This window comes from Lysobacter sp. 2RAF19, from assembly GCF_052115395.1.
Taxonomy (GTDB): Bacteria; Pseudomonadota; Gammaproteobacteria; order Xanthomonadales; family Xanthomonadaceae; genus Noviluteimonas.
In genome coordinates, this window is sequence record NZ_JBFRGO010000003.1 from 285,549 (window position 1) to 310,045 (window position 24,497).

Sequence of the window (24,497 nt, forward strand, 5' to 3'; positions counted from 1 at the left end):
CGATCAATCCAGGAATTGCAGCCGGGCGAGGTCGGCATAGAGCCCGCCCTGCGCAAGCAGTTCGGTGTGCGTGCCTTCGGCCACGATGCGGCCGCGGTCCATCACGATGATGCGGTCGGCCTTCAGCACGGTGGCCAGGCGATGCGCGATCACCAGCGTCGTGCGGCCCTGCATGAGGTTTTCCAGCGCGTGTTGCACGGCGCGCTCGCTCTGCGCGTCCAGCGCGGAGGTCGCTTCGTCGAGCAGCAACACCGGCGCGTCCTTCAGCAGGGCGCGCGCGATGGCGATGCGCTGCTGTTGCCCGCCCGACAGGCGCGCGCCGCGTTCGCCGAGTTCGCTCTCGTACCCTTGGGGCAGGGCGGCGATGAATTCGTGCGCTTCGGCCGAGCGCGCCGCTTGTTCGACTTCGGCGTCGGTGGCTTCCAGCCGGCCATAGCGGATGTTGTCGGCGGCGGTCGTGGCGAAGATCGTCGGCGCCTGCGGGACCAGTGCGATCGATTCGCGCAGGCGCGCCGGGTCGAGCTTGCGCAGGTCGATGTCGTCGATCGCGATGCCGCCGCGCTGCGGATCGTGGAAGCGCAGCAACAGGGCGAACACCGTGCTCTTGCCCGCGCCCGAAGGCCCGACCAGCGCCACCGTTTCGCCCGGGCGCACGTGCAGGGAGAAGCCTTCCAGCGCCGGTGCGTCCGCGCGCGAGGGATAGTGGAAGACGACATCGTCCAGGCGGATGTCGCCGCGTAAGGGCAGCGGCAACGGGGTCGGGTCCGCCGGCGCGACCAGCAGCGCGCGTTCCATCAACAGGTCGTTGATGCGGCCCATCCCGCCGGCCGCGCGCTGCACGTCGTTCCAGACTTCGGCGAGCGCGCCGACCGAGCCGCCGCCGAGCATCGCGTACAACACGAACTGCCCCAGCGTGCCCGCGCTCATGCGCCCGGCCACCACGTCGTGCGCGCCGGACCACAGCACGATGATGATCGCGCCGAAGAAGGCGGTGATCGCAACCGCGGTGACGATCGCCTGCATGCCGATGCGGCGGCGCGCAGTGGCCACGGCGCGCGCGACGGCGTCGACGAAACGGCCGCGCTCGTAGGGTTCGCGCGCATGCGATTGCACCGTGCGCACGTTGCCGAGGACTTCGTTGGCCAGCGCGTTGGCATCGGCGACGCGATCCTGGCTTTGCCGCGACATCTTCTGCAGGCGCCGGCTGCCGATCACGATCGGCGCGACGAACAAGGGGATGCCGACCATCGTGTACGTCGCAAGCCGCGGGCTGGTGACGAACATCATCCCGATGCTGCCGAGCACCATGATCAGGCTGCGCAAGGCGACCGAGATGCTCGAGCCCACGAGGCTGCGCAGCAACTCGGTGTCGGCCGACAGGCGCGAGACGAGTTCGCCGCTGCGCGTGGCTTCGAAGAACGCCGGGTCCAGGCCGAGCAGATGGCTGTACAGGCGCTGCCGCAGATCGGCCACCACGCGCTCGCCCAACAGCGAGACGAAATAGAAGCGCGCCGCCGTCGCCAGCGCGAGCGCCGCGGTCACGCCGAAGAGCAGCGCGAAGGTCGCATCGATGTTGCTGGCGCTGTGGAAGCCGTCGTCAATCATCCCGCGCACCGCGACGGGCAGCGCGAGCGTCGCGGCGGAGGAAGCGCACAGCGCCAGCAACCACGCCACGAACAGGCCGCGCTGGCGATGCACGAAGGGCCACAGGCCGCGCAGGCTGACCACCTTGCCCTTGGACTGCGCGGTTTTCTCGATGTCTGCGGAAGCGTCGGCCATCAGCCATTGTCCCCGATGCGCGCGCGATTGCGCGTGGCATCGCGCAATTGGGCCGCCAGCGCGTCCACGCGGTCGGCCGGAAGACGCACGCGCAGGCGCAATCCGTCCGCGTCGAAGGCTTCGGACAGGCGTTGCGCCCCATGCGCCGCGAGCGCGGCGTGCACGGGGCCGGTGTCGTCGAAGCCGGCGAGGATCTCGAACTCGCGCCAGTCCACCAGCGCCTGCCGCGGCGCGGTGCGCAGGCATTCGGCCGCGGCGCCGCCGTAGGCGCGCACCAGGCCGCCGGCCCCGAGCTTCACCCCGCCGTACCAACGCGTGACCACCACCATGACGCGATCGAAGCCCTGGCCGTCGATCGCCGCGAGGATCGGCCGGCCCGCGGTGCCCGCCGGTTCGCCGTCATCGCTGGAGCGGTAATCGCCGCCGATGCGCCAGGCCCAGCAGTGGTGCGTGGCGGGCGTGCGCGCGATGTCCTCGAGGAAGGCCAGCGCCTGCGCGGGCGATTGCACGGGCGCGGCCTGCGCGAGGAAGCGGCTGTGCTTGACCTCGATGGTGTGCGAGGCGGGTGCGGCGAGCGTGTCGCTCATTGCCCGAGCGCGCGCAGGTCCTCGGGCAAGGGCTGGCCCGGATAGCGCGCGCGGTAGGCCTGCAGGCTCTCGCGCGCTTGGTCGAGTTGGCCGGCCTGCACGAGTTCGCGAATGCGCAGCAACCATGCATCGCGCACGGCCGGATCGTTGGCGGTCGCCGGCGGCACGTCTGCGTCGTCGGATTCGTCGAACACCGGTTCTTCGGCGCGGGCGGCTTTCGCGGCGACGTCGGCCGCCTCGCGTTGCGCAGCGACCGGTGCCGGCGCGGCAGCGGCAGCGGCGGGCGCCGCGTTGCCGCGCACTTCCGGCTGGCGTTCGATCTGTTCGGCGCTCAACACCGTCGTGCTGTCGACCGTCGTGACCTGCCGCGGCGCGGGCGCCGCCGGTGCGGCGTGCACCGCCTCGTCGAGCACGATCGCCGGCTTGTATGCGAAGGCCTTCAGTTCGGGTTCGACCTTCACGCGCGCCGGTGCGCGCGATGTCGATCGCGGTTGCGTCGCAACCGATTCCTCCGGCGGCGGCGCGGGCACGTTCAACGGCCGGCGCGGCACCACGCGCGCCGACATCGACGGCGGCGGGGGCGGACGATATTCGACGGCCTCGTCGGCGGGCGCCTGCACCACCGGCGCGGGCGCCGGGGCATCGGACATTTCGCGCAAATTCCAGGCGATGCCGCATGCGACGGCCAGCGAGGCGGCGAAGCCGAGCGTCGTCACCCAGGTCTGCGGCTTGCGCCTGCGGATCGGCGTGGCGCGCGCGGGCGCCGCATCGGCCGGAACCTCCGAGGCAGCGGCGTGCGCCATCGCGAGGATGCGCGCATCCAGCGACGGCGAGGGCTCGCCTTGCGGCCCGACTTTCGCCAGGCGCTGCGCGAGCGCGCGCTCTTCCGGGGTCAATCCGTTGTCGTCGCGAGCATTCATGAGGCTTCCGCTTCCCGATCCGTTCCTGGCGTTTCGCCGGCCAGGTGGGTGCGCAACTTGTCCATCGCGTAACGCAGTCGCGACTTCACCGTTTCGCGCCCGACACCCGTGATCGTGCCGATTTCCTCCAGGGTCAGTTCCTGTTCGAGGCGGAGCAGCACCACCTCGCGTTGTTCCGACGGAAGCGCATCGAGTGCGAGCTGCAGGCGCCGGCGTTGTTCGAATTCCGACAACTGCCGCTCCGGCGTGTCGGGGTCGGGAATGCGCGCGGCGCGTTCGTCGCCGTCCTCGGGCGCCGGCGGGCGGTACTTCGCCGCGCGCCAATGATCGCCCAGGCGGTTGTGCGCGATGCGATACAGCCACGTGCCGAAGGGGGCGTCGGGCTTCCATCCGGCCCGCGCGGCGATCACCTTCTGCCACACGTCCTGGAAAAATTCGTCCGCCAGGGCGGTGTCGCGCAAGTGGCGGAGGAAATACCGGTACAGGCGGGTGCGGTGCCGGCCGTACAACTGCTCGAACGCAGCGCCGTCGCCCGACACCCAATCGAGCATCAGTTGTTCGTCGCTGGCCTGCAGCCCGTCGTCCATGGCGCGCAGCGTACGGGCTGGCGAGGGGGCGGGGAAGCGGCCGTCGGGGGCGAGGGCGGCGGCGGTCACGCGGGAAGGAACGGGCAGGGCGGCCGCGTGGGGTTCCGGGAGCGGCGCCGATTTCCGTTCATCGGGTTCATGGACCCTCTCGACACCCGCTTGCGGACCGGCCGTTGCCCATGGCACGAAGCCTGTATGCTCGGTCCCATGTCTGGGGGGACGACGTAAACGTGCGCAGCCCGGAGTTGGCTGGAGCGACAGGGGTCGCGGCTTCGTCCGCAGGGCCGGCGCTGGTGCGCGCGGTTCGCGAACTGCTGCCGGCGGATACCCGCATCGTGGTGTGCTGGCGCGATGCCGGCGGCGACGCCTATTCGGCGGACGACGCGGCACCGGCGGCGCTGGTCGCGCGCGCCCTGTCGATGCTCGGCACCAAGGGCCGCGCGCGCGACGCCGAAATCCTCGACCATTGGACCACCGAGCACGGCACGCAGATCGTGCTCGCCGCGCAGAGCGCCTCGGGCGTCGTGACGCCCCTGCGCGATGCCTGGCAGGCGATGGCGCGCCGCACCGTCGCCGCCTCGCTGGAAGCCTGGCAGGCCCGCAATCGCATCGCCACGCTCGAAAAGAGCGAACGCCTCCAGCAGGCCCTGTACGAAATCGCGGATCTCGCCGGATCGAGCCTCGAGATGCACGAGATGCTCCGCCGCATCCACGCGGTCGTGGGCTCGCTGATGTACGCCGAGAACTGCTTCATCGTGCTGTACGACGAAGTGCGGCAGTCGCTGCGCTTCCTGTATTTCGCCGACCGCCACGATCCCTACATCGCCGACCCCTCGCACGAGATCCCGGTCGCCGAAGTGCCCACCAGCCTCACGATGGCGCTGCTCCGCCACGGCGAACCCTTGCTCGGCCCCTCGGCCGCGCTGCGCGCGAAGCTGCAGATTCCGCCCGATCCGGTGCACGGCCCGGATTCGGAAGACTGGCTCGGCGTGCCGATGCGCCGCGAAGGCACCGTGTGCGGCGCGATCGTCGTGCAGTCCTACGAACACCGCGCCAGCTACAGCGACGAAGACCGCGCGCTGCTCAGCTATGTTGCGCAACACATCCTCACCGCGCTCGACCGCCGCCAGGCACGCAGCGAACTGGAACGCCGCGTCGAAGAACGCACGCACGCGCTGCAGGAAGCCAACCGCGTGTTGCAGGCCGAGATCGTCGAGCGCCAGCGCGCCGAACGCCTGCAACGCGCGCTGTTCCGCATCGCCGAGTTGTCGATCACTTCCGAAACGCTGGAGCGCTTCTACGCCGAAGTGCACGATGTCGTCGGCGAGTTGCTCTACGCGCGCAACTTCTACATCGCCTTGCTGGCCGGCGAGGGCGACGAGCTCGAATTCCCGTACTCCATCGACGAACGCGACCCCAACCGCCCGCGCCGCAAGTTCGGCATGGGCATGACCGAATACGTCATCCGCACCGGCCGCGCCGTGCTCGCCGATCGCAATGCGATCGAAGCGCTCGATCGCGAGGGCAAGGTCAAGACAATGGGTACGCTGTCGCACAACTGGCTCGGCGTGCCGCTGTTCCGAGACGAATCGGTGGTCGGCGTGATCGCCGTACAGAGCTACTCGCCCGCGGTGGCGTTCACACCGCGCGACCAGGAGCTGCTCACGTTCGTCGCGCACCACATCGGCGCCGGCCTGCAACGCAAGCAGGCGCAGGAAAACCTCAAGGCCGCGCACGCCGAGCTCGAAGGACGCGTGGAAGAACGCACCCGCGAACTGGCCGCGGCGAACGCCGAGCTGATGGCGCAGATCGGCGAACGCATGCACGCCGAACGCCGCCTCACGCACCAGGCGCAACACGACACGCTCACGGGCCTGCCCAATCGCGCGCAGTTGCTCGAACGCCTGGGCCACGCAATCCAGCGCGCGCGCAGCGGGGCCGATGAAGGACGCACGTTCGCGGTGCTCTTCCTCGACCTGGACCGCTTCAAGCTGGTCAACGATTCGGTCGGCCACGCGGTCGGCGACGAATTGCTGATCGAAGCCGGCCGCCGCATCGTCGCGGCCGTCCGCGCGGGCGATACCGTCGCGCGCCTGGGCGGCGACGAATTCGCGATCCTGGTCGAACAGATCGACGGCCAGGAAATGGCCGAGGAACTGGCCGGGCGCGTGCTCGGTGCGCTCGGCGCGCCGGTGTGGATCGCCGGGCGCGAATTGTTCCCGACCGCTTCGATCGGCATCGCGCAATGGATCCCGCGCTATCGCAGCGGCGAAGACATGCTGCGCGACGCCGACGCGGCGATGTACCGCGCCAAGAGCGCCGGCCGCGATCGCAGCGCGGTGTTCGACGAAGCGATGCGCGACGAAGCCACGCGCATCCTCGACCTGGAAGCCGACCTGCGCCGCGCGATCAACGCCGATGGTTTCGAACCGCATTACCAGCCGATCGTGCGCATCGCCGACGGCACCGTGCTCGGGCACGAAGCGCTGTTGCGCTGGCGCCACGAGAAGCGCGGCGTCCTCTCGCCGGCCGAGTTCATCGGCGTGGGCGAGGACAGCGGCCTGATCGAACAGGTCGACTGGCTGCTGTACGCACGCGTGATCCAGGACATGGCCACCTGGAACAATGAGGGCTACGTGTCCGTCAACGTCTCGCCGCGGCACTTCCGTTCGGCGGACTTCGCCGAGCGCCTGCTGGGCCTGCTCGAAGGATCGAACGTCGATCCGGCGCGCTTGCGCATCGAGATCACCGAGGTCGCGCTGTTCGACGACGCACCGCGTGCATTGCGCACGCTGAGCGACCTGCGCCGCCATGGCGTGCTCGCCTTGCTCGACGACTTCGGCACCGGGTTCTCGGCGCTGTCGTACCTGCACCACTTCCCGATCGAGTGCCTGAAGATCGATCGCAGCTTCATCGCCGGCCTGTCGACGGCGCAGCCCGAGAGCCTCGCCGTCATCCGCGCGATCCTCGCGCTGGCCGGCACGCTCAACATCGACACGATCGCCGAAGGCATCGAGACCGAAGCGCAACGCGATGCATTGATCGGCCTGGGGTGCGAGAGCGGGCAGGGGTATCTGTTCGCACGTCCCGCGGCGCGCAACGCCTGATCGATTCGGGAATCGTCTGCTAGTCGCCCTGCGCGCCGACTCGCGAAGGTAAGGCCTTCGCGCGGTTGCGCGCGCACGCAAGGTCGGACGATGACGGCACAGGGATGGGCGCGGCTTGCGCTGCTGGCGGGCGTGTTCGCATTCGGCGTGCACGCGCAGGCGGCGCGCCACGAAACGACGACGTACGCAGACGATCTCGATGCCTGGGTTTTGGGGCAGGTCGCGTCGGCCAAGACTTTCGATCCGGCGAAGAACGCCTGGGTCGAGACCGAACGCACCGACTACGACGCGACGACCGCGCTTCCCGTTCGGCAGTACGCGTTCGGCGCGTTGCAGCAGACGCTGACGCACCACGCCGACGGCACGCTCGCCAGCGTTTCCGACGCACGCGACAGTGCCGCGTTCGATACGACGGTGCATTACCTCGACTGGCATCGCGGGACGCCGCGGCGCGTGGCGTCTCCGGACGGCACGCAGGCCCACGCCGGCGTCAACGCCGACGGCACGATCGCCTGGACGATCGACGAAACCGGCGCGAAGACCTGCCATGCGTACGACGCACTGGGGCGTTGGGCCGGGACCACGTTCCCGTCCGAAACACAGCCCGGCGTGTGCGATGCGAGCACGTGGCAGCCGACGGTGGCGTCGTTCGTGCAGTCCACGCACGCCCAGCTCGGTCTTCCCGCGGGGCATTGGCGCCGCACGGTGCAGACCGGCGAACGCCGTGAGATCACCTATTTCGACGCGCTCTGGCGGCCGGTGCTCGTCGATCTCCACGACACGACCGACATCGGCAACACGGCGCGGCGGACCGTGCGGCGCTTCGATGCGCAGGGGCGCGAAACTTTCGTTTCGTATCCGGTGCATGCCTTGCACAGCGTGGACGACATCACGCTGGGCGTGCGCACCAGTTACGACGCCATCGGCCGCACGACGCGCGTGGAGCAGGACAGCGAACTCGGCATCCTCGCCACGCGCCACGCGTACCTGGCGGGCTTCATCACGCTGACGACCGATCCGCGCGGGAACGCCACGCGCACGGGTTACCTGGCCTGGGACACGCCGTCGCACGACTTGCCGACGGTGCTGCTGCATCCCGAAGGCGCGCGGACCGATTTCGTGCGCGATGTCTTCGGCAAGCCGACCACGCTTTCGCGCAGCGGCGGGACGCCCAATGCGTGGAACGGGCGCTACTACGTCTACGACGCACAGCAACGGCTGTGCAAGCGGGTCGAGTTGGAGACCGGCACGACGTCGATGCAATACGACGCGGCCGGCAACCTCGTGCGCGAAGCCACGGGCCTGCCGTGGTCGGAGACGACGTCCTGCGCGGTGGATGCGACGGCGTTCGATGCCCGCGCCGTGCATCGCACGTGGGATGCGCGCAACCGCCTCACCGGACTCGCGTTCCCGGATGGATCGGGCGACCAGGCCTGGACGTACACGCCGGACAGCCAGCCGGCGCGCATCGAGACGCGCAACGGCACGACGCTCGCCGTCAACACCTATGCCTACAACGCGCGCGGCTTGCCGTCGGCCGAAACGCTCGCCCAGCCGGGCTGGCACGACTGGACTTTCGCGACGCAGTACGACGCGCTCGGGAACATCGCGGCGCACGTCTATCCGAAGGAGACCGTCACTTACCAGCCCAATGCACTGGGGCAACCGCGGCAGGCCATCGGTGCGCACACGTATGCGACGGACGTCCGTTTCCACACCAACGGTGCGCTGAGGAGTTTCACCTACGGCAACGGCATCGTGCATTCGGTGGTGCAGGGCGCGCGCAAGTTGCCGGACCGGGCGCGCGACTACCACGGCGGCACCCTCGTGCTCGACGAGAGCTACGACTTCGACGCCGCAGGCAACCTTGCCGCGGTCAGCGACGCCACGCCGGGTGCCCGTGGCGATCGCACGATGGAGTACGACGGCCTGGACCGCCTCGTCGGCACGCAGTCGCCGATGTTCGGGAGCGCGCGCTACACCTACGACGCGCTCGACAACCTCACCCACGTCGCCATCGGCGGCGCACACGCCCGCGACCATTACTACTGTTACGACGCGAAATGGCGCCTGACGAACGTCAAGGTCGCCAGTTGTACCGGCCAGAGCGTGTTGGGCCTGGGTTACGACGCGCAAGGCAACCTCGAGAACCGCAACGGCCAGGCCTACCGGTTCGACTTCGGCAACCGCCTGCGCGAAGCGGCGGGGAAGGAACACTACCGCTACGACGGCCACGGCCGCCGCCTCCTGGCGTGGAGCCCGACCGCCGGCAACATCCTTTCCTTCTACGACCGCGACGGCGTGCTGCGCTACCAGGACGACGCGCGCCGCGGCATCCACGCGCGCCACGTGTATCTCGCGGGACGCTTGATCGCGACGCGCGAAACGACGCCTGCGACAGGCGCTTCGATGGTTCGCTTCCAGCACACCGACGCACTCGGCAGCCCGGTCGCGGTGACCGATGCCCATCGCGCGGTCGTGGAGCGCAGCGAGTACGAACCCTATGGCTTGCTGCTCAATCGTCCCGTTTCCAACGGGCCGGCTTACACCGGCCACGTCAGCGACGCCGCGACCGGGATGCTGTACATGCAGCAGCGGTATTACGACGCGGAGATCGGGCGGTTCTTGAGTATCGATCCGGTGGTGGTTGACCGGAGGACCGGCTGGAACTTCTGCCGCTACTGCTACGCCGCCAACAGCCCGTATAAATTCCGGGATCCCGACGGTCGCGCCATCGACCTGATCGTAGATGTCGGCTTCATCGCCTACAGCAGTTACAAACTGGCGACGGAGCCGAGTTGGACGAATGCGGCGGCGCTCGGCGCAGACGTTGTTGGTGCCGCAGTACCATTCGCGACAGGCTTGGGGGCTGCCGTCAGGGCGGGCTCCCACGCGGCCGAAGGTGCGAGGGCTGCAGATAAGGCGATCGCTGCCGGCAACGATGTTGCTGCTGTCAATCGTGCCGAGAATGTTGCAAAGGGCATTCCTGAGAGTCAGCTAGGTCCCTCTGGAAAGCCAAAGATCCACGTTGTTGACCATGGCGGAAAACGCGGTGAGGCAAAAGAGGCTGCACGCCGCGAAGTCGGCACGGGTGGAAGCACGGACAATCACGTAAGTCCAAAGGTCGGTAAAGATCACTATCACGGGACCACTCAGTCGGGAAAAACCAGTCGAGTTCATCATGAGTACGACCGTTGAGCATCACTACTGGGCGGGAGTGGCAGAGGTCATTCCGATGTCGGGTAACCATTTGCTGGAAGGCGCAGACGGTGCTTACGTTGGCGTCGTAGGCGTTGCGCAGTCAGAGAAAGAGTTCATCGCGAATGCAAAGGCCGCGTTATCCGCGATGGAATTCGACATGCTTGAATTGACGGAGCGAGAGCTCATTCCGACAGTGGAGCGTTGGATCAATGCAGACGACAGCCTGCGGGAAAAGCTATCGACGCTGAGCGCGCAGAACCCAATCGAGTTCGGCGTGTTTCACAGTTTCAAGGGCTAGTAACAAGGCCGCTTTCGAACTTCTTCAATCTGGTTGTGCAAGGCGATGAACTCGTGCAGGGCACTGACGCCTTGCTTCAAACATCCCGCACCACCAACAACCGCTCCTCCGTCATATCCCTGATCGCACTCCGCACGCCCTCCCGCCCCAGCCCGGAGTGCTTCACGCCGCCGTAGGGCATGTTGTCCACGCGGAAGCTCGGCACATCGCCCACGATCACACCGCCGGCTTCGATGCCGTCCCACGCTTGCATGGCGTGCGCGATCGATCCGGTGAACACGCCGGCCTGCAATCCGAAGTCGCTTTCGTTGACCAGGTCGATCGCCGCGTCGAAATCATCGAAGGCTTCGATCAGCGCAACCGGGCCGAAGGCTTCCTGCCGGTACAGGTCGCTGTCGTGCGGCACCTTTTCGAGGAGCGCAGCAGGCACCAGGTTGCCTTTGCGCTTGCCGCGCACGAGCGTTTTTGCGCCGCCGGCGATCGCGGCATCCATCCACGCGTCCACGCGTTTGGCGGCGGCTTCGTCGACCATCGGGCCGATGAAGACCCGTTCGTCCTTCGGATCGCCCATGCGTAGTCTGGCGACGGCGTCGGCCATCTTCTTCCTGAATTTCGCATATTGCGCGCGGTGCACGAAGATGCGCTGCACGCTGATGCAGCTCTGCCCGGACTGGTAGTACGCGCCGAAGACCATGCGTTCGACGACGGCATCGAGCGATTGCCCGGGGTCCTCGTCGACGATGCAAGCCGCGTTGCCGCCCAGTTCGAGCGTCACCTTCTTGCGGCCGGCGCGCGCCTTGAGGTCCCAGCCGACCAGGCCGCCGGTGAAACTCAGCAACGCGAGGCGCTCGTCTTCCACCAGCAGGGAGGCGTCTTCGTTGGAGCAGGGCAGGATGGAGAACGCGCCGCGCGGGAGGTCGGTTTCGGCGAGGACTTCGCCGATGATCAGCGCGCCGACGGGCGTCTTCGCAGCCGGCTTCAACACGAACGGGCAGCCGGCCGCCAGCGCGGGCGCCACTTTGTGCGCGACCAGGTTGAGCGGGAAATTGAAGGGCGTGATGAAGGCGCAGGCGCCGATCGGGACGCGCTTGACCATGCCGCGATATCCGCGCGTGCGCGGCGAGATCTGCAGTTCGAGGACTTCGCCGTCGATGCGCGTGGCTTCGCCGGCGGCGATGCGGAAGGTGTCGATCAGGCGCGTGACTTCGCCGCGCGCATCCTTGATCGGCTTGCCGGCTTCGATGCACAGCGCGAGCGCGAGTTCTTCCTGGCGTTCGGTGAATCGCCGCACGCAGTGTTCGAGCACGTCGCGGCGCTGGTCGGGCGCAAAGGCGGCCATCGCACCGCGCGCCTTGTGTGCCGCGACGATTGCCTTGCGCACCAGCGCGGCGTCGGCGAATCCCACGCGCGTGGCGCGCTTGCCGGTGAATTTGTCCAGGACGTCGAGTTCCGACGCGCCTGGGATCGGCGCATTGGCGAGATAGCAGGGGTAGCTCTTCGACAAACCTTGCTTCGCCATGGCGGTCTCCTTGGTGGCTCAGTCTTCCGGGTCGATCACCCGCAACGGCAGCGTGCCGTCGCCCAGCCGCGCCCGCAGGCGTTGCCCGGCCTGTACATCCTGCACGCTGCGGATGACGTGGCCGTCGTCGCGCTGCAGGATCGCGTAGCCGCGCGCCACGGTGGCCAGCGGACTGACGGCCTCCAGCGAACGCGCCAGGCCGCGCAGGTGGACGTGGTCGTGGCGGAGGCGGCGTGCGATCGCGGCGAGCGGACGGGGGCGCAGCGCTTCCAAACGTTGATGGAGCAGGGCGATGCGACGCTTGGGCGCCATGGTGCGCAACACCGCGTCGGCGTGGCGCATGCGCGAGTGCAGACGTTCCAGCTGCTTGCGGAATGCATGGTCGAGGCGGCGCTGCGCTTCGACCTGGCGTCGAAGCAGCAGATCCAGCCGCGCGCGCGGCCGCAACGCGTGCAGGCGCAGGGCGGCACGGTCGGCGCGTTGCGCATCGCGATGCATCCGATGCGACAGCAAACGCGTCGCGCGACGTTGCAAGCCCTGCAGGCGCAGCGCGAGATCGTGGCCGCTGGGTGCGAGGAGCTCGGCCGCGACCGACGGCGTCGGCGCGCGCAGGTCGGCGACGAAATCGCTGAGGCTGAAGTCGGTCTCGTGCCCGATCGCGGACACCACCGGGACGGGGGATTGCGCGATCGCGCGCACGAGGCGCTCGTCGTTGAAGGCCCACAGGTCTTCGAGCGACCCGCCGCCGCGCGCCAGCAGGATCGCGTCGTAGCGTTGCGAGCGATAAGCCCGCTGCAACATCGCCACGATCTGCGCGGGCGCGGTTTCGCCCTGCACGGGCACCGACAGCACGTCGACCTGCATCAGCGGAAAGCGCCGCGCGAGCACGCTGAGCACGTCGCGCACCGCGGCGCCCGAAGGCGAGGTCAACACCGCCAGGCGACGCACGAAGGCGGGCAGCGGCCGCTTGCGCTCGCTTTCGAACAAGCCTTCGGCGGTCAGCTTCTGTTTCAGTTCCTCGAATGCGCGGCGCAGCGCGCCTTCGCCCGCTTCCTCGAGCGAATCCAGGATCAGCTGGTAGTCGCCGCGCGCCTCGTACAGCGTGAGGCGGCCGCGCGCGAGCACGCGCAGGCCTTCGCGCGGGACGAAGTTCAGCCACTGGCTCTTGGGCTTGAACAGCGCGCAGCGCACCTGGGCGCGCGCGTCCTTCAGCGTGAAATACAGGTGCCCCGACCCGGGGCGCGAGAGGTTGCCCAGCTCGCCTTCGACCAGGACCGACGGGAAGGACCCTTCCAGCAGGTCCCGCGCCAGGGTGTTGAGCTGGCTGGGCGAAAGGATCCGGCGGGCGTCGTCGCGGGAGGACATGCGGGGGCGGGTGACGGCGGGACACGGTAGCGCAGGCGGGGCCGCCGGTCACGCACGGTAGAATGCGCGCATGTCGATCGATACCCGCATGCCCGCCGCCAACGACCACCTGCCTTGCCACGCCACGCGCTTCGGCCTCGCGCCGCGCCGGCAGACGCGGCAAGTGCACGTGGGCGGGATCGCCGTCGGCGGCAACGCGCCGGTCGTCGTGCAGTCGATGACCAACACCGACACCGCGGATGTCGCCTCCACGACCAAGCAGGTCGCCGACCTTTGGCGCGCGGGGTCCGAACTGGTCCGCGTCACCGTCAACACGCCCGACGCCGCCGCCGCCGTGCCGCGCATCGTCGAGAAGCTCGAGATGATGGGCGTGCACGTGCCGATCATCGGCGACTTCCACTACAACGGGCACCAGTTGCTCGCCGGCGAACCGGCCTGCGCGCGAGCGCTCGCCAAGTACCGCATCAACCCCGGCAACGTCGGCTTCGGCAAGAAGAAGGACCTGCAGTTCGCGCAGTTGATCGAGTTCGCGATCGCCAACGACAAGCCCGTGCGCATCGGCGCGAACTGGGGCTCGCTCGACCAGGCCCTCGCCACGCAACTGATGGACGAAAACCACCTGCGCGCCGAACCGTGGGATGCCGGGCGCGTGTTGCGCGAAGCCCTGATCCGCTCGGCGCTGGATTCGGCGCATCGTGCCGTCGAGATCGGCCTGCCCGCCGACCGCATCGTGCTCAGCGCGAAAGTCAGCGGCGTGCAGGAACTGATCGCGGTGTATCGCGAACTCGCCACGCGCGGGGATTTCGCGCTGCACCTGGGCCTCACCGAAGCCGGCATCGGCAGCAAGGGCATCGTCGCCAGCAGCGCGGCGCTCGCCGTGCTGTTGCAGGAAGGCATCGGCGACACGATCCGCATCTCGCTCACGCCCGATCCGGGCGCGTCGCGCACGCAGGAAGTCATCGTCGCGCAGGAATTGCTGCAGACACTCGGCCTGCGCGCATTCACGCCGATGGTCACCGCATGCCCCGGTTGCGGGCGCACGACCTCGGAGTTCTTCCAGGAATTGGCGAAGACCGTGCAGGAACACGTGCGCGACAAAATGCCGATGTGGAAGGTCAGCCACCCGGGCGCGGAAAACCTCACCCTGGCGGTGATGGGCTGCGTGGTGAACGGCCCCGGCGAATCGCGCCACGCCAACATCGGCATCTCGCTCCCGGGCACCGGCGAAGCGCCCTCCGCGCCGGTCTTCATCGACGGCGAAAAAGCGAAGACGCTGCGCGGCGACAACATCGCGCAGGAATTCGTCGCGATGATCGACGACTACGTCGAGCGCAAATTCGGCCGATCGTCAGTCGCCTAGCGACCACTTCGGATGGACGCCTCGCCGCGTGACGTGGTGTGGTTCCCCTGCCGCTCCTGGAACGCCATCCATGGCCACCAAGTCGCGGGCGCAAGGCCATCCATGGCCTTGCTCTGGTGAACCACACCACGCCACGCGTCGAGGCTCACCTCAACTGCGTTGTTGTCCTCTTCGGCGGTCAGGCTTCTGACTTCTCGACAAGGATCGGCCCAGTGCGAAGCTTGCTTCGCACCGCACAAGTGACTGCTCGGGCGAAGCCCCTGATCGAGAGCCAACGCACGAAAGGTGATGCCCCAGCGTTGTGCGTTTCAAATTTTTTTCCCAAAAAAATTTGGAACGCACGACGTTCGGGCGGCGCGTCAATGACGCGAGTGGAACGCCTGCAAAGACAACTCCCGAGCCGCCGCCAGGTCGACGATCGGCGGCGGATAGCCCTTGGTTCCCACTTCCGGCACCCAACGGCGCACGTACGCGCCATCGGGATCGAAACGCTTTGCCTGCAACAACGGATTGAAAATGCGGAAATACGGTGCCGCATCGGCCCCGGTACCCGCGACCCACTGCCAGCCGAGCGTGTTGTTCGCAAGGTCCGCATCCACCAGCGTGTCCCAGAACCACCGCGCCCCTTCGAGCCAATGCACCCGCAAATGTTTGGTCAACAGGCTCGCGACCAACATGCGCACGCGGTTGTGCATCCAGCCGGTCTGCCAGAGCTGGCGCATGCCCGCGTCCACGATGGGAATGCCCGTGCGGCCGGATTTCCACGCATCCAGTTGCGTTTCGTCGACACGCGCCCAATCGAAATCGTCGAAGCGCGGATCGAGGTTGTGATCGGTCGTGCGCGGAAAATGATGCAGCAGATGATGCGCGAACTCGCGCCAGAACAATTGCCGCAGGAAGGCGATGCGCGCCTCCTTCGGCGCATCGCATTGCGCGATCGTCGCGTAGGCGCGCTGGATCGACACCTCGCCGAAATGCAGATGCGGCGACAACGTGGAAGTGCCATCGACCGCGGGCAGGTCGCGCGCTTCGGGATAGGCGGCGACCTTCCCGACGAATGCGTCCAACGCCGCGCGCGCACCGGCTTCGCCCGGCGTCCAGTGCGTCCAGAATGAACGATCCCACGCAGGAGTCGGCGCAGGAAGGAGCACATCGATCGACGCACCTTCGATCGTCACCGCCGGCAATCGCGCAGGCGCATCGAACACACGCGGCGTCCGCATCGTCGCCGCAGCCGCCTTCCAGAAGGGCGTGAACACCTTGTACGGGTCGCCGGCTTTGGTCGCGACCTCCCACGGTTCGATCAGCAGCGCACCGTTGTGGCTCTCGGCGAACAGGCCCGCGCGACGCAATGCGCGCTTCAACACGGTGTCGCGCGCTTCGATCGCCGGCTCGTAGCGGCGAGTCCAAAACACCGCTTCCGCTTGCGTGTCGCGCGCCAGGCGTTCAAGCGCCGCTTGCGTCGGCCCGCGCACGCACACCAATCGCGATCCGCGTGAACGCAGCGCCGCATCGAGCGCGATCAGCGAACGGCGCCGCCACGCATCGGAGGCCGCACCCGGCGCCCAATCGCCTTCCTCGCCCGGCGCATGCACATACACGGGAACCGGCGCGAAACCCTGGGCGAGCGCCGCCTGCAGCGCGGGCTGGTCGTCGAGGCGGAGATCGTCGCGGAACCACACCAGGGCATTGGGCATGCGTCGCAGTATCGCCGCCACGCGTCGAAGCGGGCGTCACCGGGCGTCGAAGGCGTAACGCAACTGCAGGCGGAAGGAGAGCAGGGGGTCGCTGTCGGCCGAGCCGTTCGGCTCCCGCAAGACCGTGAGCGGCATGTAGAGCACTTCGACGGCGGCGCCCCAACCTTTGCGCAACGCGCGACCCACGCCGAAGGCGACATAACCCAGATCGTCGGTCGCCGTCAGCCGCGAGTAATCTCGGAATCCGTAGGTGATCGCGTCGACTTGCACTTCGTTTTCCATCCGCACCAGGCCGCCGCTCAGGTGCCAGGTCCACGGGCCGTGCGCCAAGGCAGCGGTCGATTCCAGGCCGTAGTAGTTCAACTGGAGCGTGTCGCTGGAAGGCGCATCGCAGCCGTAGGGGTTGATGGCGTAGTCCCGGATGCCCGCCAGTTCCGCAGGGCAGGTGACATCGCCGACCACTGCGCCGTGCTGGCCGAACGCGCGCAGGGACACGACCACGCCATCGGCATCCACCACGCGCCGTGCGATCGCGGCGGCCCACAGGTCGCGCGCTTTCGCACCCTGGATCTCGACCGGCGGCGTCCAGGCCAACTCGGCCACGAACCCACCGGGCAATCCGATCCAACCGCGCATGCGCCCGAACACCGGCGACTTATTGAGATCTTCGTTCTTCTGTCCGTTGAACCCGATCTCGCTCTTGCGCGCCGGGATGTGCGGCACGTCGCCGAGTTCGAATGCCGCCTGCCATTGGCCCGGCGCGAGCGCCGGAGACGGGCCGAAGGCCGTCATCAGGGTCGAGGCGGTGCGGTAATGCATGGCCCAGGCTTCGGGCCGGTCGCCGTCGAGGGTGGCGTCTTCGCGGATGACTTCCTGCGCGGCGGCAGGCAGCGAGGCGAAGACCAACAGGGCGGCGAGACAGCTGGGCAGGTGCGAGGACATGCGCACCAATACTGGCATGCGCCGCGTCGGTTCAACCGGCGCACCCGACAGGCGATCCCGAACGCCTCACGCGCCCCGGGACGAGGTCATTCCCAGTCGTGCCCGCCCGGGGCCTTGGCCAGCGCGGGCGCGCCGAACTGGGCCTGGATCCGCGCCACCAAATCGTCGGTGATCGCCTCGGCGATGCGCGCTTCCCAGTCGCGGAGCGTGCGTTCGTCGGCGTGGTTGGCCTGGCGCATTTCCTCCAGGACTGTCTCGAGTGTCTTGATGTTCATGGGCCTTCCCCCTGTGCAACGTGACGCGCCAAGGATGAGCTACGCCGGTGAATGCGGGGTGAGAATCGCGCGCCCCGCCGGCCGAGCGGCACGAGCCGGGAGCCGGACGGCGCGGCCGCTTTTGCTACCGTGGCAAAAAGCTTCGGAAAAACTGCATGCGACCCGCAAAACACGCGCTCCTTTCTAGCCTGGCCCTGCTCGCCACCGCTTGCGCAACGCAACACGATTCCGCGCCGGCCCTGTCCCCCGCGACGACCCCGGAACAAGCCGACCTCGTCGACATCCGCAGCCTGCTGCCCGACATCGACCTGGACATCCGCTACGCCGGCGCCGACAACTTCACCGGCGGCCCGGTCGCCGGCTACGAGGCGCCCAAATGCTTCCTGCTGCGCCCCGCGGCCGAAGCGCTTGCCCGCGTCGAACGCAAGCTGCGCGACGACCACATGCGCCTGCGCCTCTACGATTGCTATCGCCCCGTGCGCGCGGTGCGGGCCTTCGTCGCATGGGCGCACGCGCCGGAAGACGGGCGGACGAAGGCCGCGTACTACCCGGGGTTCGACAAGCCCGCGCTGCTCGGCGACTACATCTCACCGACCTCCGGGCACAGCCGCGGCGCGACCGTCGACCTCGACCTGCTGGACTGCGACGACACCGGCGTTGCATGCACGCCGCTGGACATGGGCACGCACTTCGATTTCTTCGACACGCTGGCGAACACCGATTCGAAGAAGGCCACCGACGCGCAACGCGCGAACCGCCACCGCTTGCGCGACGCGATGGTGGCGGGCGGCTTCCGTCCCTATCCGATGGAGTGGTGGCACTTCACGCTCGACCCCGAGCCCTCACCGCGCGTGGCTTTCGACATTCCCGTGCGCTGAATCCAGGTACAGCGCGGCGATCCGTTTGGCCATCGCATAAGGTTCGGGTTCGTTGCGATTGGTGAGCACCACGACGGTGAGATGGCGCTGCGGATAGCGCACGATCACGTTGCGGAAGCCCACCGTTTCGCCCGAATGCCACAGGGTTTCGCCCGTGATGCGCCAGCCGAAGCCGTATTCGACGGTCGGATCGTCGGTTTTGGTCGCGGGCGTGAAGGCTTGTTTCCACACCGATTGCGGCAGCAGGCGATCGTCGTACAGCGCCGCGTCCCAGCGTTGCAGGTCGTCGATCGACGAATAAATGCCGCCATCGCCGAGGACCGCGCTGGTCGTGCTTTGGTCGGTGCGCGTCCACGCGCCGTTTTCCTGCGTGTAACCGTAGGCGCGATGGGCGACGGTCGAGATGCCGTTTTCGTACGCGAGGGTGTGGTCCATGTGCAGCGGCGCGAAGATGCGCGCGTGCAGGAAATCGGCGTAACGCTGGCCCGATGCGCGTTCGACGATGAGCGACAGCAAGGCATAACCGCTGTTGCTGTAGCGGTAGCCGGTGCCCGGCGCGAAGTAATGTTTGGGTTCCTTCTCGAGCAACTGCAGCACGCCGATGTCGTGGATCTGCGACGTGTCCTTCGGATCCATCAGGTCTTCGTAATCGATCAGGCCCGAGGTGTGCGTGAGCAGGTGGCGGATCGTGATGCCGTCGTCTTCCGGCGGCAGGGCGGGCAGGAAGCGCTTGATCGGGTCGTCGATCGAGAGCTTGCCGTCCTGCGCGAGCAGCAGGATCGCGGCGGAGTTGAATTGCTTGCTGACCGAGGCGAGGCGGAAGTTCGTCTCCGGCGTGACCGGCGTCTTCGCTTCGAGATCGGCGAAGCCGTAACTGCGGCGTTCGATCGCCTTTCCGTCGCGCACCACGAGCACCGAAGCGCCCGGGCCATCGCCGATGTAATCGTGCATCAGGGTGTCGAGGCGGTCGGGCACGGCGGGATGGCTCGCAGTGGTGCAACCCGCCAGCAGGACGGCGGCTCCCAGCAACAGGCGTTGCACGATGGCGCGGTGCGGCATGGCGTGGCTCCCCTCGGATCGCCGGAGTGTACGGCCACTTCGTCCCGGCTTCACACACGCCCCATCGGCGGCTCACCGGGCATCGCGAAGCTGCGCCCACATCCATCGCAGGGAGCACCGTCATGGCAGAACACCTTCGCAGCGCCGGCAACCGCTGGAGCCTGGCGATCTGGACCGGCGCCGCCGCGCTGCTGGCCGTGCCCGCGGTCGCGATGCGCTTCACCGACCAGGTGCAGTGGACCGCGCTGGACTTCACCACCTTCGGGATCATGCTCGCCGCGGCGTGCGGCGCGTACGAATTGCTCGCGCGCAGGAGCGCCAGCCTGGCGTATCGCGCGGGCGCCGCCGCGGCCATCGGCACCGGGTTCTTCCTGTTGTGGGCGAACCTCGCGGTCGGCCTGATCGGCGACGAGCGCAATCCGGCGAACCTGATGTACGCCGGCGTGTTGCTGGTCGCGATCGTCGGCGCGATCGCCGCGCGCTTCCGTGCACGGGGCATGGCGCGTGCGATGACCGCGACGGCCATCGCGCAGGGCGTGGTCGGTGCGATCGCGATCGTCGGCAGGCTCGACGTGCCGGTGATGCTGCTGGGCATCACGGCGCTCTACGTCGTGCTGTGGATGGTGGCGTCGGTGTTGTTCGGGAAGGCGGCGCGCTAGATCGACGCGCGCTGCACCAGGTCCTTCGCCAGGCGCACCGCATCGATGCGCGCCTCGTAGTAGTGCGGGATCACCCCCTGCACGCGATAGCCCTGGTGGCGATAGAACGCGATCGCGCCGGGGTTGTCGGCGCGGCATTCGACATCGATGCGTTCGATGCCCGCCACGCGCGCCGCGTCCTCCAGCCACGTGAGCAAGCGCCCGCCCAGGCCCTGGCGCCGCTGCGTGGATTGCACGCCGAGCAACACCAGGTGCGCCGTGGTGTCGCCGTATTCCATGATCGCGAAGGCGTGCAATCCGCCGTGCGCGTGGACGACGGCCACGTTCGAGGTGCGGCTGCGGATGGCGGCGAGGATGCGCGCGGGCGTATAGCGCCAGCGCAGGCCGTGCTCGATCGCCTCGCGCGACAGCGTCGCGATGGAGGGCGCATCGTCCGAAGTGGCGAGACGGATGGTGGGCAGGCCCAGCACGGGCCCAGTCTATGCCCGTCGATGCGACGATTCCAATGCGCGTTGCGGCGGCCGCGGATGCATCGGCGGACGCATCGCGCCGCCGCGCCTGCGCACGCGCCGTTTACTGACGCATTCATCGCGCATCGCGGGAGCCGGTATGCGGAAGTGGACAGTGGCGATCGCCATCGCATGTTTCCCGTGCGTGGCCGCGGCGCAGGTGACGATCCCCGAGGAATACGGCAAGACCGTGAAGACCGCCGAGGCGATCGCCGCGCTCGGCGACGATCTGTTCGGCGATGCGACCAGCCTCTACACCGGCGCGACCACGTTCACCGCCACCGACGTCAGTCTCCCGGGCAACAACGCGTTGCCGGTGTCCGTCGGTCGCCGGTTCGTCGTGCAAAGCCGCGTGGGCGTGGAGCGCAGCGACCTGTTGTCGCGCGATGGCGGTTTCGCCGATTGGGAACTCGATCTTCCGCACCTGCATGGCGTCTTCGCGAAAGGGAAGGGCTGGCAGGTCGATGGCTGGAACGAGGCAGGCAAGCATTTGCGATGTTCCCTGAGCCAGGCGAATACCGCGGAGGCGCCCGAAGCGCAGGGATCCCCTTACGGCGGCTGGGAGGGGTTTACGTACTGGAGCGGCAATTCGCTCTACGTGCCCGGCATCGGCGACCAGGAAATGCTGACGGTCGACGCCGCGGCCAATCCCCACATGCCGAAGGACGGCAAGCAATACCGTTGGGTCACGAACAACCAGTGGTATTTCTCCTGCCTCCCGAACACCGCCAACGGCGTGCCGGGCGATGCCTTCCTGGCGGTGGCGCCTGACGGCACGCGTTACCACTTCGATTGGTTCGTTACGCGCTTCGCGCCGTGGATCACGCGGAACGTGGCCGAAGGCGGCGGCACCGGCGACCGGGCCGTGCCGAGGGCGCCGGTGGGTACCACGTCGTCGGTACTCGATCGCGAAGAAGTGCGCATCCTTCCGACGAAGATCGTCGATCGTTTCGGCAATACCGTGACGTACACCTACGACGCGGCAAACCCGCGTCGCCTGACCCGCATCGACGCAAGCGACGGCCGCGCACTCACTTTGACCTGGAGCGGCGCGCGCATCTCGGCGGTCAGCGACGGCACGCGCACCTGGCGTTACGTCTACGGCAACGGCCTGACCGAAGTGATCCTCCCGGACCAGTCGAAGTGGCGCATCGATTTCGTGAACCTGCGCGAGGCATACACCAGTCCTGCCGGCGTCAATGCCGAGCGCCGTTGCTCGGAGCAGACCGCCTCCACGCAGCAGGGCACCTACACCGGAAAGCTGACGCATCCATCGGGCGCGGTCGGCGAGTTCTCCTTCCGTTCGCAGATGCATGGACGGTCCTACGTCGACAAACAATGCCCGCCGCAACCCGGCTCCGGCGCCGAAGGTTTCGTTTCGCTGCAGCCGTTCTACTTCGAAGTCGTCGGGCTGACGAGCAAGACGATCAGCGGCCCGGGATTGACGACCGCGCAATGGACCTACGCGTTCGGTCCGGCCAACCGCAGCTGGGCGCAGGACTGTGCCGGCAATACGTGTCCGGAGACCAAGACCCTGGATGTCACCGGCCCCAGCGAATGGCGGCGCTACACCTTCGGCAATCGCTATCGCGTGTCGGATGGAAAATTGTTGTCCACGCAAATCGGCACGGGCCCCGCGAACGTGCTGCGCACGGAAGTCGCGACGTATCAGCTCGATCCCGTGGGCCAGGTCTATCCCGCCACCATCGGTCGATCGCCGTATCCCAGGAGCGACCAGACCGCGACGAAACACACGCCCCTGCGCAAGCGCGTGATCACGCAGCAGGGACAGGCGTTCACGTGGGAGGTGTCGAGTAGCTGCGGGGCGAATGGTGCGACGCCGTGTTTCGATGCGTTCGCGCGGCCGACGAAGGTGGTCAGGTCGAGTGCCGCTGCGGCACCGTGAGATGGGGCGGGCGCGCCGGCGTTATGCGGGCGGCTTCGCGACGCACTTCTTTTCCGTCGCGTTGTAAGCCTGTCCCTTGGGACACCCGAGTAATTGATCGACCTGCTTCGGCGCCAGGCAACGCTGCGATCCTTCGTCGCAGACCTTCTTGCCCAGGCACATCGGCCGCGGCGCCGGCATGCACATGCCATTGGGCGGATTTCCCTCGCAACGCTCCACGCCGTTGCACCAGGAGCCGTCCTGGCATGCCTCGTCGCTGGTGCAGTGCTGCGCATGCGCGATGCCTGGCAGCGAGAGCGCGAGGAGCACCGCAAGGCAGGCGATCGGTCGACGGTCCATGCAGGTGACAACGCAACCGGGGAAGAAAAAGGGCCTGCATCGCGGCAGGCCCTTCGACATCACTGGAATGCGAGCGTGAGGACGCGCAATGCATCGCGTGTGCGCCGGTCGCTGAGGTTGCTGTAGAGCATCACGTCCTGCGAACGGATCGGCGGCAGCGATAGCTGCGCGCTGGCGTCGACCGTCCCCGCTGGCGCCGCGCGTCGCGCCAGCACCGCGACCGCCAGGCCCGCGAGCGCGGCGGCGCCCAGGATCGCGGCGCCCTTGCCGACGAAGACTTCGCGCCATTGGATGCCGGCGTGGTCGAGTGCGCGGACCGCCTCGTTGCGGATGCGGCAGGAGGCGCCTTGCGTCGCCAGCGGCAGGGCTTGACCGGCGCGCGGCACCCAACTGGCCGACGCGAACCAGGAAAACGATTCGGCGAACACGATCTTGCCGCGCTTCCCGCGATCCTCGGGGCGCAGCACCAGCACGGCGTCGAGTTCGCCGCTTTCCTGGCGCCGCATCAGTTCGTCGGTGCCGGCGATGCGGATCTCGACCAGCAGGTTCGGATCGTGGTCCCGCATTCGACGCAGCAGAAACGGAAGTTCGCTGCCGACCAATTGCTGGTTGATGCCGATCGCCAGTCGGCGCTGTTCGGTCTCGAAGGCGGCGGCCGCGCGATCGTGCGAGGTCACCAGTTCGCGCGCGACATCGAGAAACACGAGCCCCTCGGCCGACAACTGCACATGCCGCGGCGTGCGTTCCAGCAAGCGGCGGCCCAGTTGGCCTTCCAGCCGCCGCAGCTTGAGGCTGACCGCGGACTGGGTGGTGCCCAGCACGTCGGCGGCCTTGGTGAAGCTCTGCAAATCGGCGGCCAGCAGGAAGGCCCTGACCGCATCGACGTCCATCGCCTTCATTGGAGATTCGATTCTGAAATGTCAGATATCGTTGTAGATGCGTTTTTCTGATCGATCAAGCGCCCTAGGATGCGGCCGTCCCCATCCACAGGACCTGCCACCATGAAACTGATCACCGGCACACTCGTTGCCATGCTCGCGGGGCTGGGCGCGCGCGATGCGCATGCCCCGACGTCCGCATTTCCGCTGCAAGGGACCTGGACCCTGGTCGCCGCGGACAAGCTCCTGCCGGATGGCGAGACGACGCACGACTATGGCGAGCACCCGAAGGGCAGGCTCGTCGTCGACGCCAAGGGGCGGTATTCGCTGCAGATCTTCAAGTCCGAGCGCCTGCAGTTCGCCAGCGACAGCAAGGCCGACGGCAGCGTCGACGAATTCAGGTCGGCCGCCATGGGCAGCAGCACGCACTACGGCACGTTGGCGATCGACGAACGCGCGGGCGTGCTGGTGTTCTCGATCGAAGGATCGTCCTTCCCCAACTGGGAAGGCACGACCCAGAAGCGCCAGTACACGCTCGACGGCGCGCAGCTGCGTTACAAGGTGCCGCCGCGGGCCGATGGCAGCATCCCGGTGTCCGTCTGGCAGCGGGTCGATTGATCCGCCCCGATTTC

At 67.9% G+C, this 24,497-nt stretch carries 21 protein-coding genes; 8 read left to right on the forward strand and 13 right to left on the reverse strand.

Going from position 1 to position 24,497, the window contains the following annotated elements; all coding sequences use genetic code 11:
• Window positions 1-3: 3 nt before the first annotated feature.
• The 4 genes from AB4059_RS12830 to AB4059_RS12845 are packed head-to-tail and all read right to left on the reverse strand — an operon-like array spanning window position 4 to window position 3,873.
• A complete protein-coding gene (locus AB4059_RS12830; RefSeq protein ID WP_498979385.1) occupies window positions 4-1,779 on the reverse strand; it encodes an ABC transporter transmembrane domain-containing protein in 1,776 nt (591 codons plus the stop codon).
• A complete protein-coding gene (locus AB4059_RS12835; protein ID WP_498979386.1) occupies window positions 1,779-2,366 on the reverse strand; it encodes an IMPACT family protein in 588 nt (195 codons plus the stop codon). The genes AB4059_RS12830 and AB4059_RS12835 overlap by 1 nt, the downstream gene beginning before the upstream one ends.
• Window positions 2,363-3,286 carry a hypothetical protein gene (locus AB4059_RS12840; protein ID WP_498979387.1) on the reverse strand — a complete coding sequence of 308 codons (924 nt, stop codon included), beginning with the start codon at window positions 3,284-3,286 and terminating at the stop codon, window positions 2,363-2,365. Before AB4059_RS12840 ends, AB4059_RS12835 begins: the two co-directional genes overlap by 4 nt.
• Complete coding sequence (locus AB4059_RS12845) at window positions 3,283-3,873, reverse strand: RNA polymerase sigma factor (protein ID WP_498979388.1); 591 nt, start codon at window positions 3,871-3,873, stop codon at window positions 3,283-3,285. Before AB4059_RS12845 ends, AB4059_RS12840 begins: the two co-directional genes overlap by 4 nt.
• 293 nt (window positions 3,874-4,166) lie before the next feature.
• Between AB4059_RS12845 and AB4059_RS12850 the strand changes: the two genes are divergently transcribed.
• The 3 genes from AB4059_RS12850 (at window position 4,167) to AB4059_RS12860 (ending at window position 10,479) form a co-directional block, all read left to right on the forward strand.
• Window positions 4,167-6,980: an EAL domain-containing protein gene (locus AB4059_RS12850; protein ID WP_498979389.1), complete on the forward strand. Its 2,814-nt coding sequence runs from the start codon at window positions 4,167-4,169 to the stop codon at window positions 6,978-6,980.
• A 90-nt stretch (window positions 6,981-7,070) separates the two neighbouring features.
• Window positions 7,071-10,178 (forward strand): RHS repeat domain-containing protein, encoded by a 3,108-nt coding sequence (locus tag AB4059_RS12855; RefSeq protein WP_498979390.1) that lies wholly within the window; start codon window positions 7,071-7,073, stop codon window positions 10,176-10,178.
• Window positions 10,162-10,479 (forward strand): hypothetical protein, encoded by a 318-nt coding sequence (locus AB4059_RS12860; protein WP_498979392.1) that lies wholly within the window; start codon window positions 10,162-10,164, stop codon window positions 10,477-10,479. The genes AB4059_RS12855 and AB4059_RS12860 overlap by 17 nt, the downstream gene beginning before the upstream one ends.
• Window positions 10,480-10,555: 76 nt before the next feature.
• Here the strand turns inward: AB4059_RS12860 and AB4059_RS12865 are convergent, their stop codons facing one another.
• Both AB4059_RS12865 and xseA read right to left on the reverse strand, forming a co-directional pair.
• Window positions 10,556-11,998 (reverse strand): aldehyde dehydrogenase family protein, encoded by a 1,443-nt coding sequence (locus AB4059_RS12865; RefSeq protein ID WP_498979394.1) that lies wholly within the window; start codon window positions 11,996-11,998, stop codon window positions 10,556-10,558.
• A gap of 18 nt (window positions 11,999-12,016) precedes the next feature.
• On the reverse strand, window positions 12,017-13,363 hold the full coding sequence (xseA, locus tag AB4059_RS12870) for an exodeoxyribonuclease VII large subunit (protein ID WP_498979395.1): 1,347 nt from the start codon (window positions 13,361-13,363) through the stop codon (window positions 12,017-12,019).
• 88 nt (window positions 13,364-13,451) lie between these two features.
• On the opposite strand from xseA, the gene ispG reads away from it, so the two are divergent.
• The gene (gene ispG / locus AB4059_RS12875) at window positions 13,452-14,723 is read left to right on the forward strand and encodes a flavodoxin-dependent (E)-4-hydroxy-3-methylbut-2-enyl-diphosphate synthase (protein WP_498979702.1); all 1,272 of its coding nucleotides are present in this window, start codon (window positions 13,452-13,454) and stop codon (window positions 14,721-14,723) included.
• A gap of 359 nt (window positions 14,724-15,082) precedes the next feature.
• On the opposite strand, the gene AB4059_RS12880 is transcribed toward ispG, so the two are convergent.
• The 3 genes from AB4059_RS12880 to AB4059_RS12890 form a co-directional block, all read right to left on the reverse strand.
• Window positions 15,083-16,420, reverse strand: coding sequence for a cryptochrome/photolyase family protein (locus AB4059_RS12880; RefSeq protein ID WP_498979397.1), 1,338 nt, complete (start codon window positions 16,418-16,420; stop codon window positions 15,083-15,085).
• A 36-nt stretch (window positions 16,421-16,456) separates the two neighbouring features.
• Entirely contained in the window at window positions 16,457-17,380 is a 924-nt protein-coding gene (locus AB4059_RS12885; RefSeq protein ID WP_498979398.1) for a hypothetical protein, read from the reverse strand.
• 68 nt (window positions 17,381-17,448) lie between these two features.
• Entirely contained in the window at window positions 17,449-17,637 is a 189-nt protein-coding gene (locus tag AB4059_RS12890; RefSeq protein WP_498979399.1) for a hypothetical protein, read from the reverse strand.
• 155 nt (window positions 17,638-17,792) lie between these two features.
• On the opposite strand from AB4059_RS12890, the gene AB4059_RS12895 reads away from it, so the two are divergent.
• A complete protein-coding gene (locus tag AB4059_RS12895; protein WP_498979400.1) occupies window positions 17,793-18,515 on the forward strand; it encodes a M15 family metallopeptidase in 723 nt (240 codons plus the stop codon).
• On the opposite strand, the gene AB4059_RS12900 is transcribed toward AB4059_RS12895, so the two are convergent.
• The gene (locus AB4059_RS12900; protein WP_498979401.1) at window positions 18,480-19,574 is read right to left on the reverse strand and encodes a serine hydrolase domain-containing protein; all 1,095 of its coding nucleotides are present in this window, start codon (window positions 19,572-19,574) and stop codon (window positions 18,480-18,482) included. The genes AB4059_RS12895 and AB4059_RS12900 overlap by 36 nt on opposite strands.
• A gap of 122 nt (window positions 19,575-19,696) precedes the next feature.
• Here AB4059_RS12900 and AB4059_RS12905 point away from each other — a divergent pair, with 122 nt between their 5' ends.
• The gene (locus AB4059_RS12905; RefSeq protein WP_498979402.1) at window positions 19,697-20,233 is read left to right on the forward strand and encodes a hypothetical protein; all 537 of its coding nucleotides are present in this window, start codon (window positions 19,697-19,699) and stop codon (window positions 20,231-20,233) included.
• Here the strand turns inward: AB4059_RS12905 and AB4059_RS12910 are convergent.
• Window positions 20,230-20,703 carry a GNAT family N-acetyltransferase gene (locus AB4059_RS12910; protein ID WP_498979403.1) on the reverse strand — a complete coding sequence of 158 codons (474 nt, stop codon included), beginning with the start codon at window positions 20,701-20,703 and terminating at the stop codon, window positions 20,230-20,232. The genes AB4059_RS12905 and AB4059_RS12910 overlap by 4 nt on opposite strands.
• A gap of 139 nt (window positions 20,704-20,842) precedes the next feature.
• Between AB4059_RS12910 and AB4059_RS12915 the strand changes: the two genes are divergently transcribed.
• On the forward strand, window positions 20,843-22,648 hold the full coding sequence (locus AB4059_RS12915) for a hypothetical protein (protein WP_498979404.1): 1,806 nt from the start codon (window positions 20,843-20,845) through the stop codon (window positions 22,646-22,648).
• A gap of 21 nt (window positions 22,649-22,669) precedes the next feature.
• Here AB4059_RS12915 and AB4059_RS12920 read toward each other — a convergent pair whose 3' ends face one another.
• Window positions 22,670-22,987: a hypothetical protein gene (locus tag AB4059_RS12920; protein WP_498979405.1), complete on the reverse strand. Its 318-nt coding sequence runs from the start codon at window positions 22,985-22,987 to the stop codon at window positions 22,670-22,672.
• 59 nt (window positions 22,988-23,046) lie between these two features.
• A complete protein-coding gene (locus AB4059_RS12925) occupies window positions 23,047-23,886 on the reverse strand; it encodes a LysR family transcriptional regulator (protein ID WP_498979407.1) in 840 nt (279 codons plus the stop codon).
• Window positions 23,887-23,988: 102 nt separating this feature from the next.
• Here AB4059_RS12925 and AB4059_RS12930 point away from each other — a divergent pair, with 102 nt between their 5' ends.
• The gene (locus AB4059_RS12930; protein ID WP_498979408.1) at window positions 23,989-24,483 is read left to right on the forward strand and encodes a lipocalin-like domain-containing protein; all 495 of its coding nucleotides are present in this window, start codon (window positions 23,989-23,991) and stop codon (window positions 24,481-24,483) included.
• Window positions 24,484-24,497: the final 14 nt, after the last annotated feature.

Bases quoted from the DNA above. Each gene is read 5' to 3' on its own strand.
- AB4059_RS12905 (WP_498979402.1), top strand. From the start codon at position 19,697: ATGGCAGAACACCTTCGCAGCGCCGGCAACCGCTGGAGCCTGGCGATC.
- AB4059_RS12890 (WP_498979399.1), bottom strand. From the start codon at position 17,637: ATGAACATCAAGACACTCGAGACAGTCCTGGAGGAAATGCGCCAGGCC.
- AB4059_RS12865 (WP_498979394.1), bottom strand. From the start codon at position 11,998: ATGGCGAAGCAAGGTTTGTCGAAGAGCTACCCCTGCTATCTCGCCAAT.
- AB4059_RS12900 (WP_498979401.1), bottom strand. From the start codon at position 19,574: ATGCCGCACCGCGCCATCGTGCAACGCCTGTTGCTGGGAGCCGCCGTC.
- AB4059_RS12920 (WP_498979405.1), bottom strand. From the start codon at position 22,987: ATGGACCGTCGACCGATCGCCTGCCTTGCGGTGCTCCTCGCGCTCTCG.
- AB4059_RS12845 (WP_498979388.1), bottom strand. From the start codon at position 3,873: ATGGACGACGGGCTGCAGGCCAGCGACGAACAACTGATGCTCGATTGG.
- AB4059_RS12860 (WP_498979392.1), top strand. From the start codon at position 10,162: ATGAGTACGACCGTTGAGCATCACTACTGGGCGGGAGTGGCAGAGGTC.
- AB4059_RS12880 (WP_498979397.1), bottom strand. From the start codon at position 16,420: ATGCCCAATGCCCTGGTGTGGTTCCGCGACGATCTCCGCCTCGACGAC.
- xseA (WP_498979395.1), bottom strand. From the start codon at position 13,363: ATGTCCTCCCGCGACGACGCCCGCCGGATCCTTTCGCCCAGCCAGCTC.
- AB4059_RS12925 (WP_498979407.1), bottom strand. From the start codon at position 23,886: ATGAAGGCGATGGACGTCGATGCGGTCAGGGCCTTCCTGCTGGCCGCC.
- AB4059_RS12895 (WP_498979400.1), top strand. From the start codon at position 17,793: ATGCGACCCGCAAAACACGCGCTCCTTTCTAGCCTGGCCCTGCTCGCC.
- AB4059_RS12855 (WP_498979390.1), top strand. From the start codon at position 7,071: ATGACGGCACAGGGATGGGCGCGGCTTGCGCTGCTGGCGGGCGTGTTC.
- AB4059_RS12885 (WP_498979398.1), bottom strand. From the start codon at position 17,380: ATGCCAGTATTGGTGCGCATGTCCTCGCACCTGCCCAGCTGTCTCGCC.
- AB4059_RS12840 (WP_498979387.1), bottom strand. From the start codon at position 3,286: ATGAATGCTCGCGACGACAACGGATTGACCCCGGAAGAGCGCGCGCTC.
- AB4059_RS12915 (WP_498979404.1), top strand. From the start codon at position 20,843: ATGCGGAAGTGGACAGTGGCGATCGCCATCGCATGTTTCCCGTGCGTG.
- AB4059_RS12835 (WP_498979386.1), bottom strand. From the start codon at position 2,366: ATGAGCGACACGCTCGCCGCACCCGCCTCGCACACCATCGAGGTCAAG.
- ispG (WP_498979702.1), top strand. From the start codon at position 13,452: ATGCCCGCCGCCAACGACCACCTGCCTTGCCACGCCACGCGCTTCGGC.
- AB4059_RS12930 (WP_498979408.1), top strand. From the start codon at position 23,989: ATGAAACTGATCACCGGCACACTCGTTGCCATGCTCGCGGGGCTGGGC.
- AB4059_RS12830 (WP_498979385.1), bottom strand. From the start codon at position 1,779: ATGGCCGACGCTTCCGCAGACATCGAGAAAACCGCGCAGTCCAAGGGC.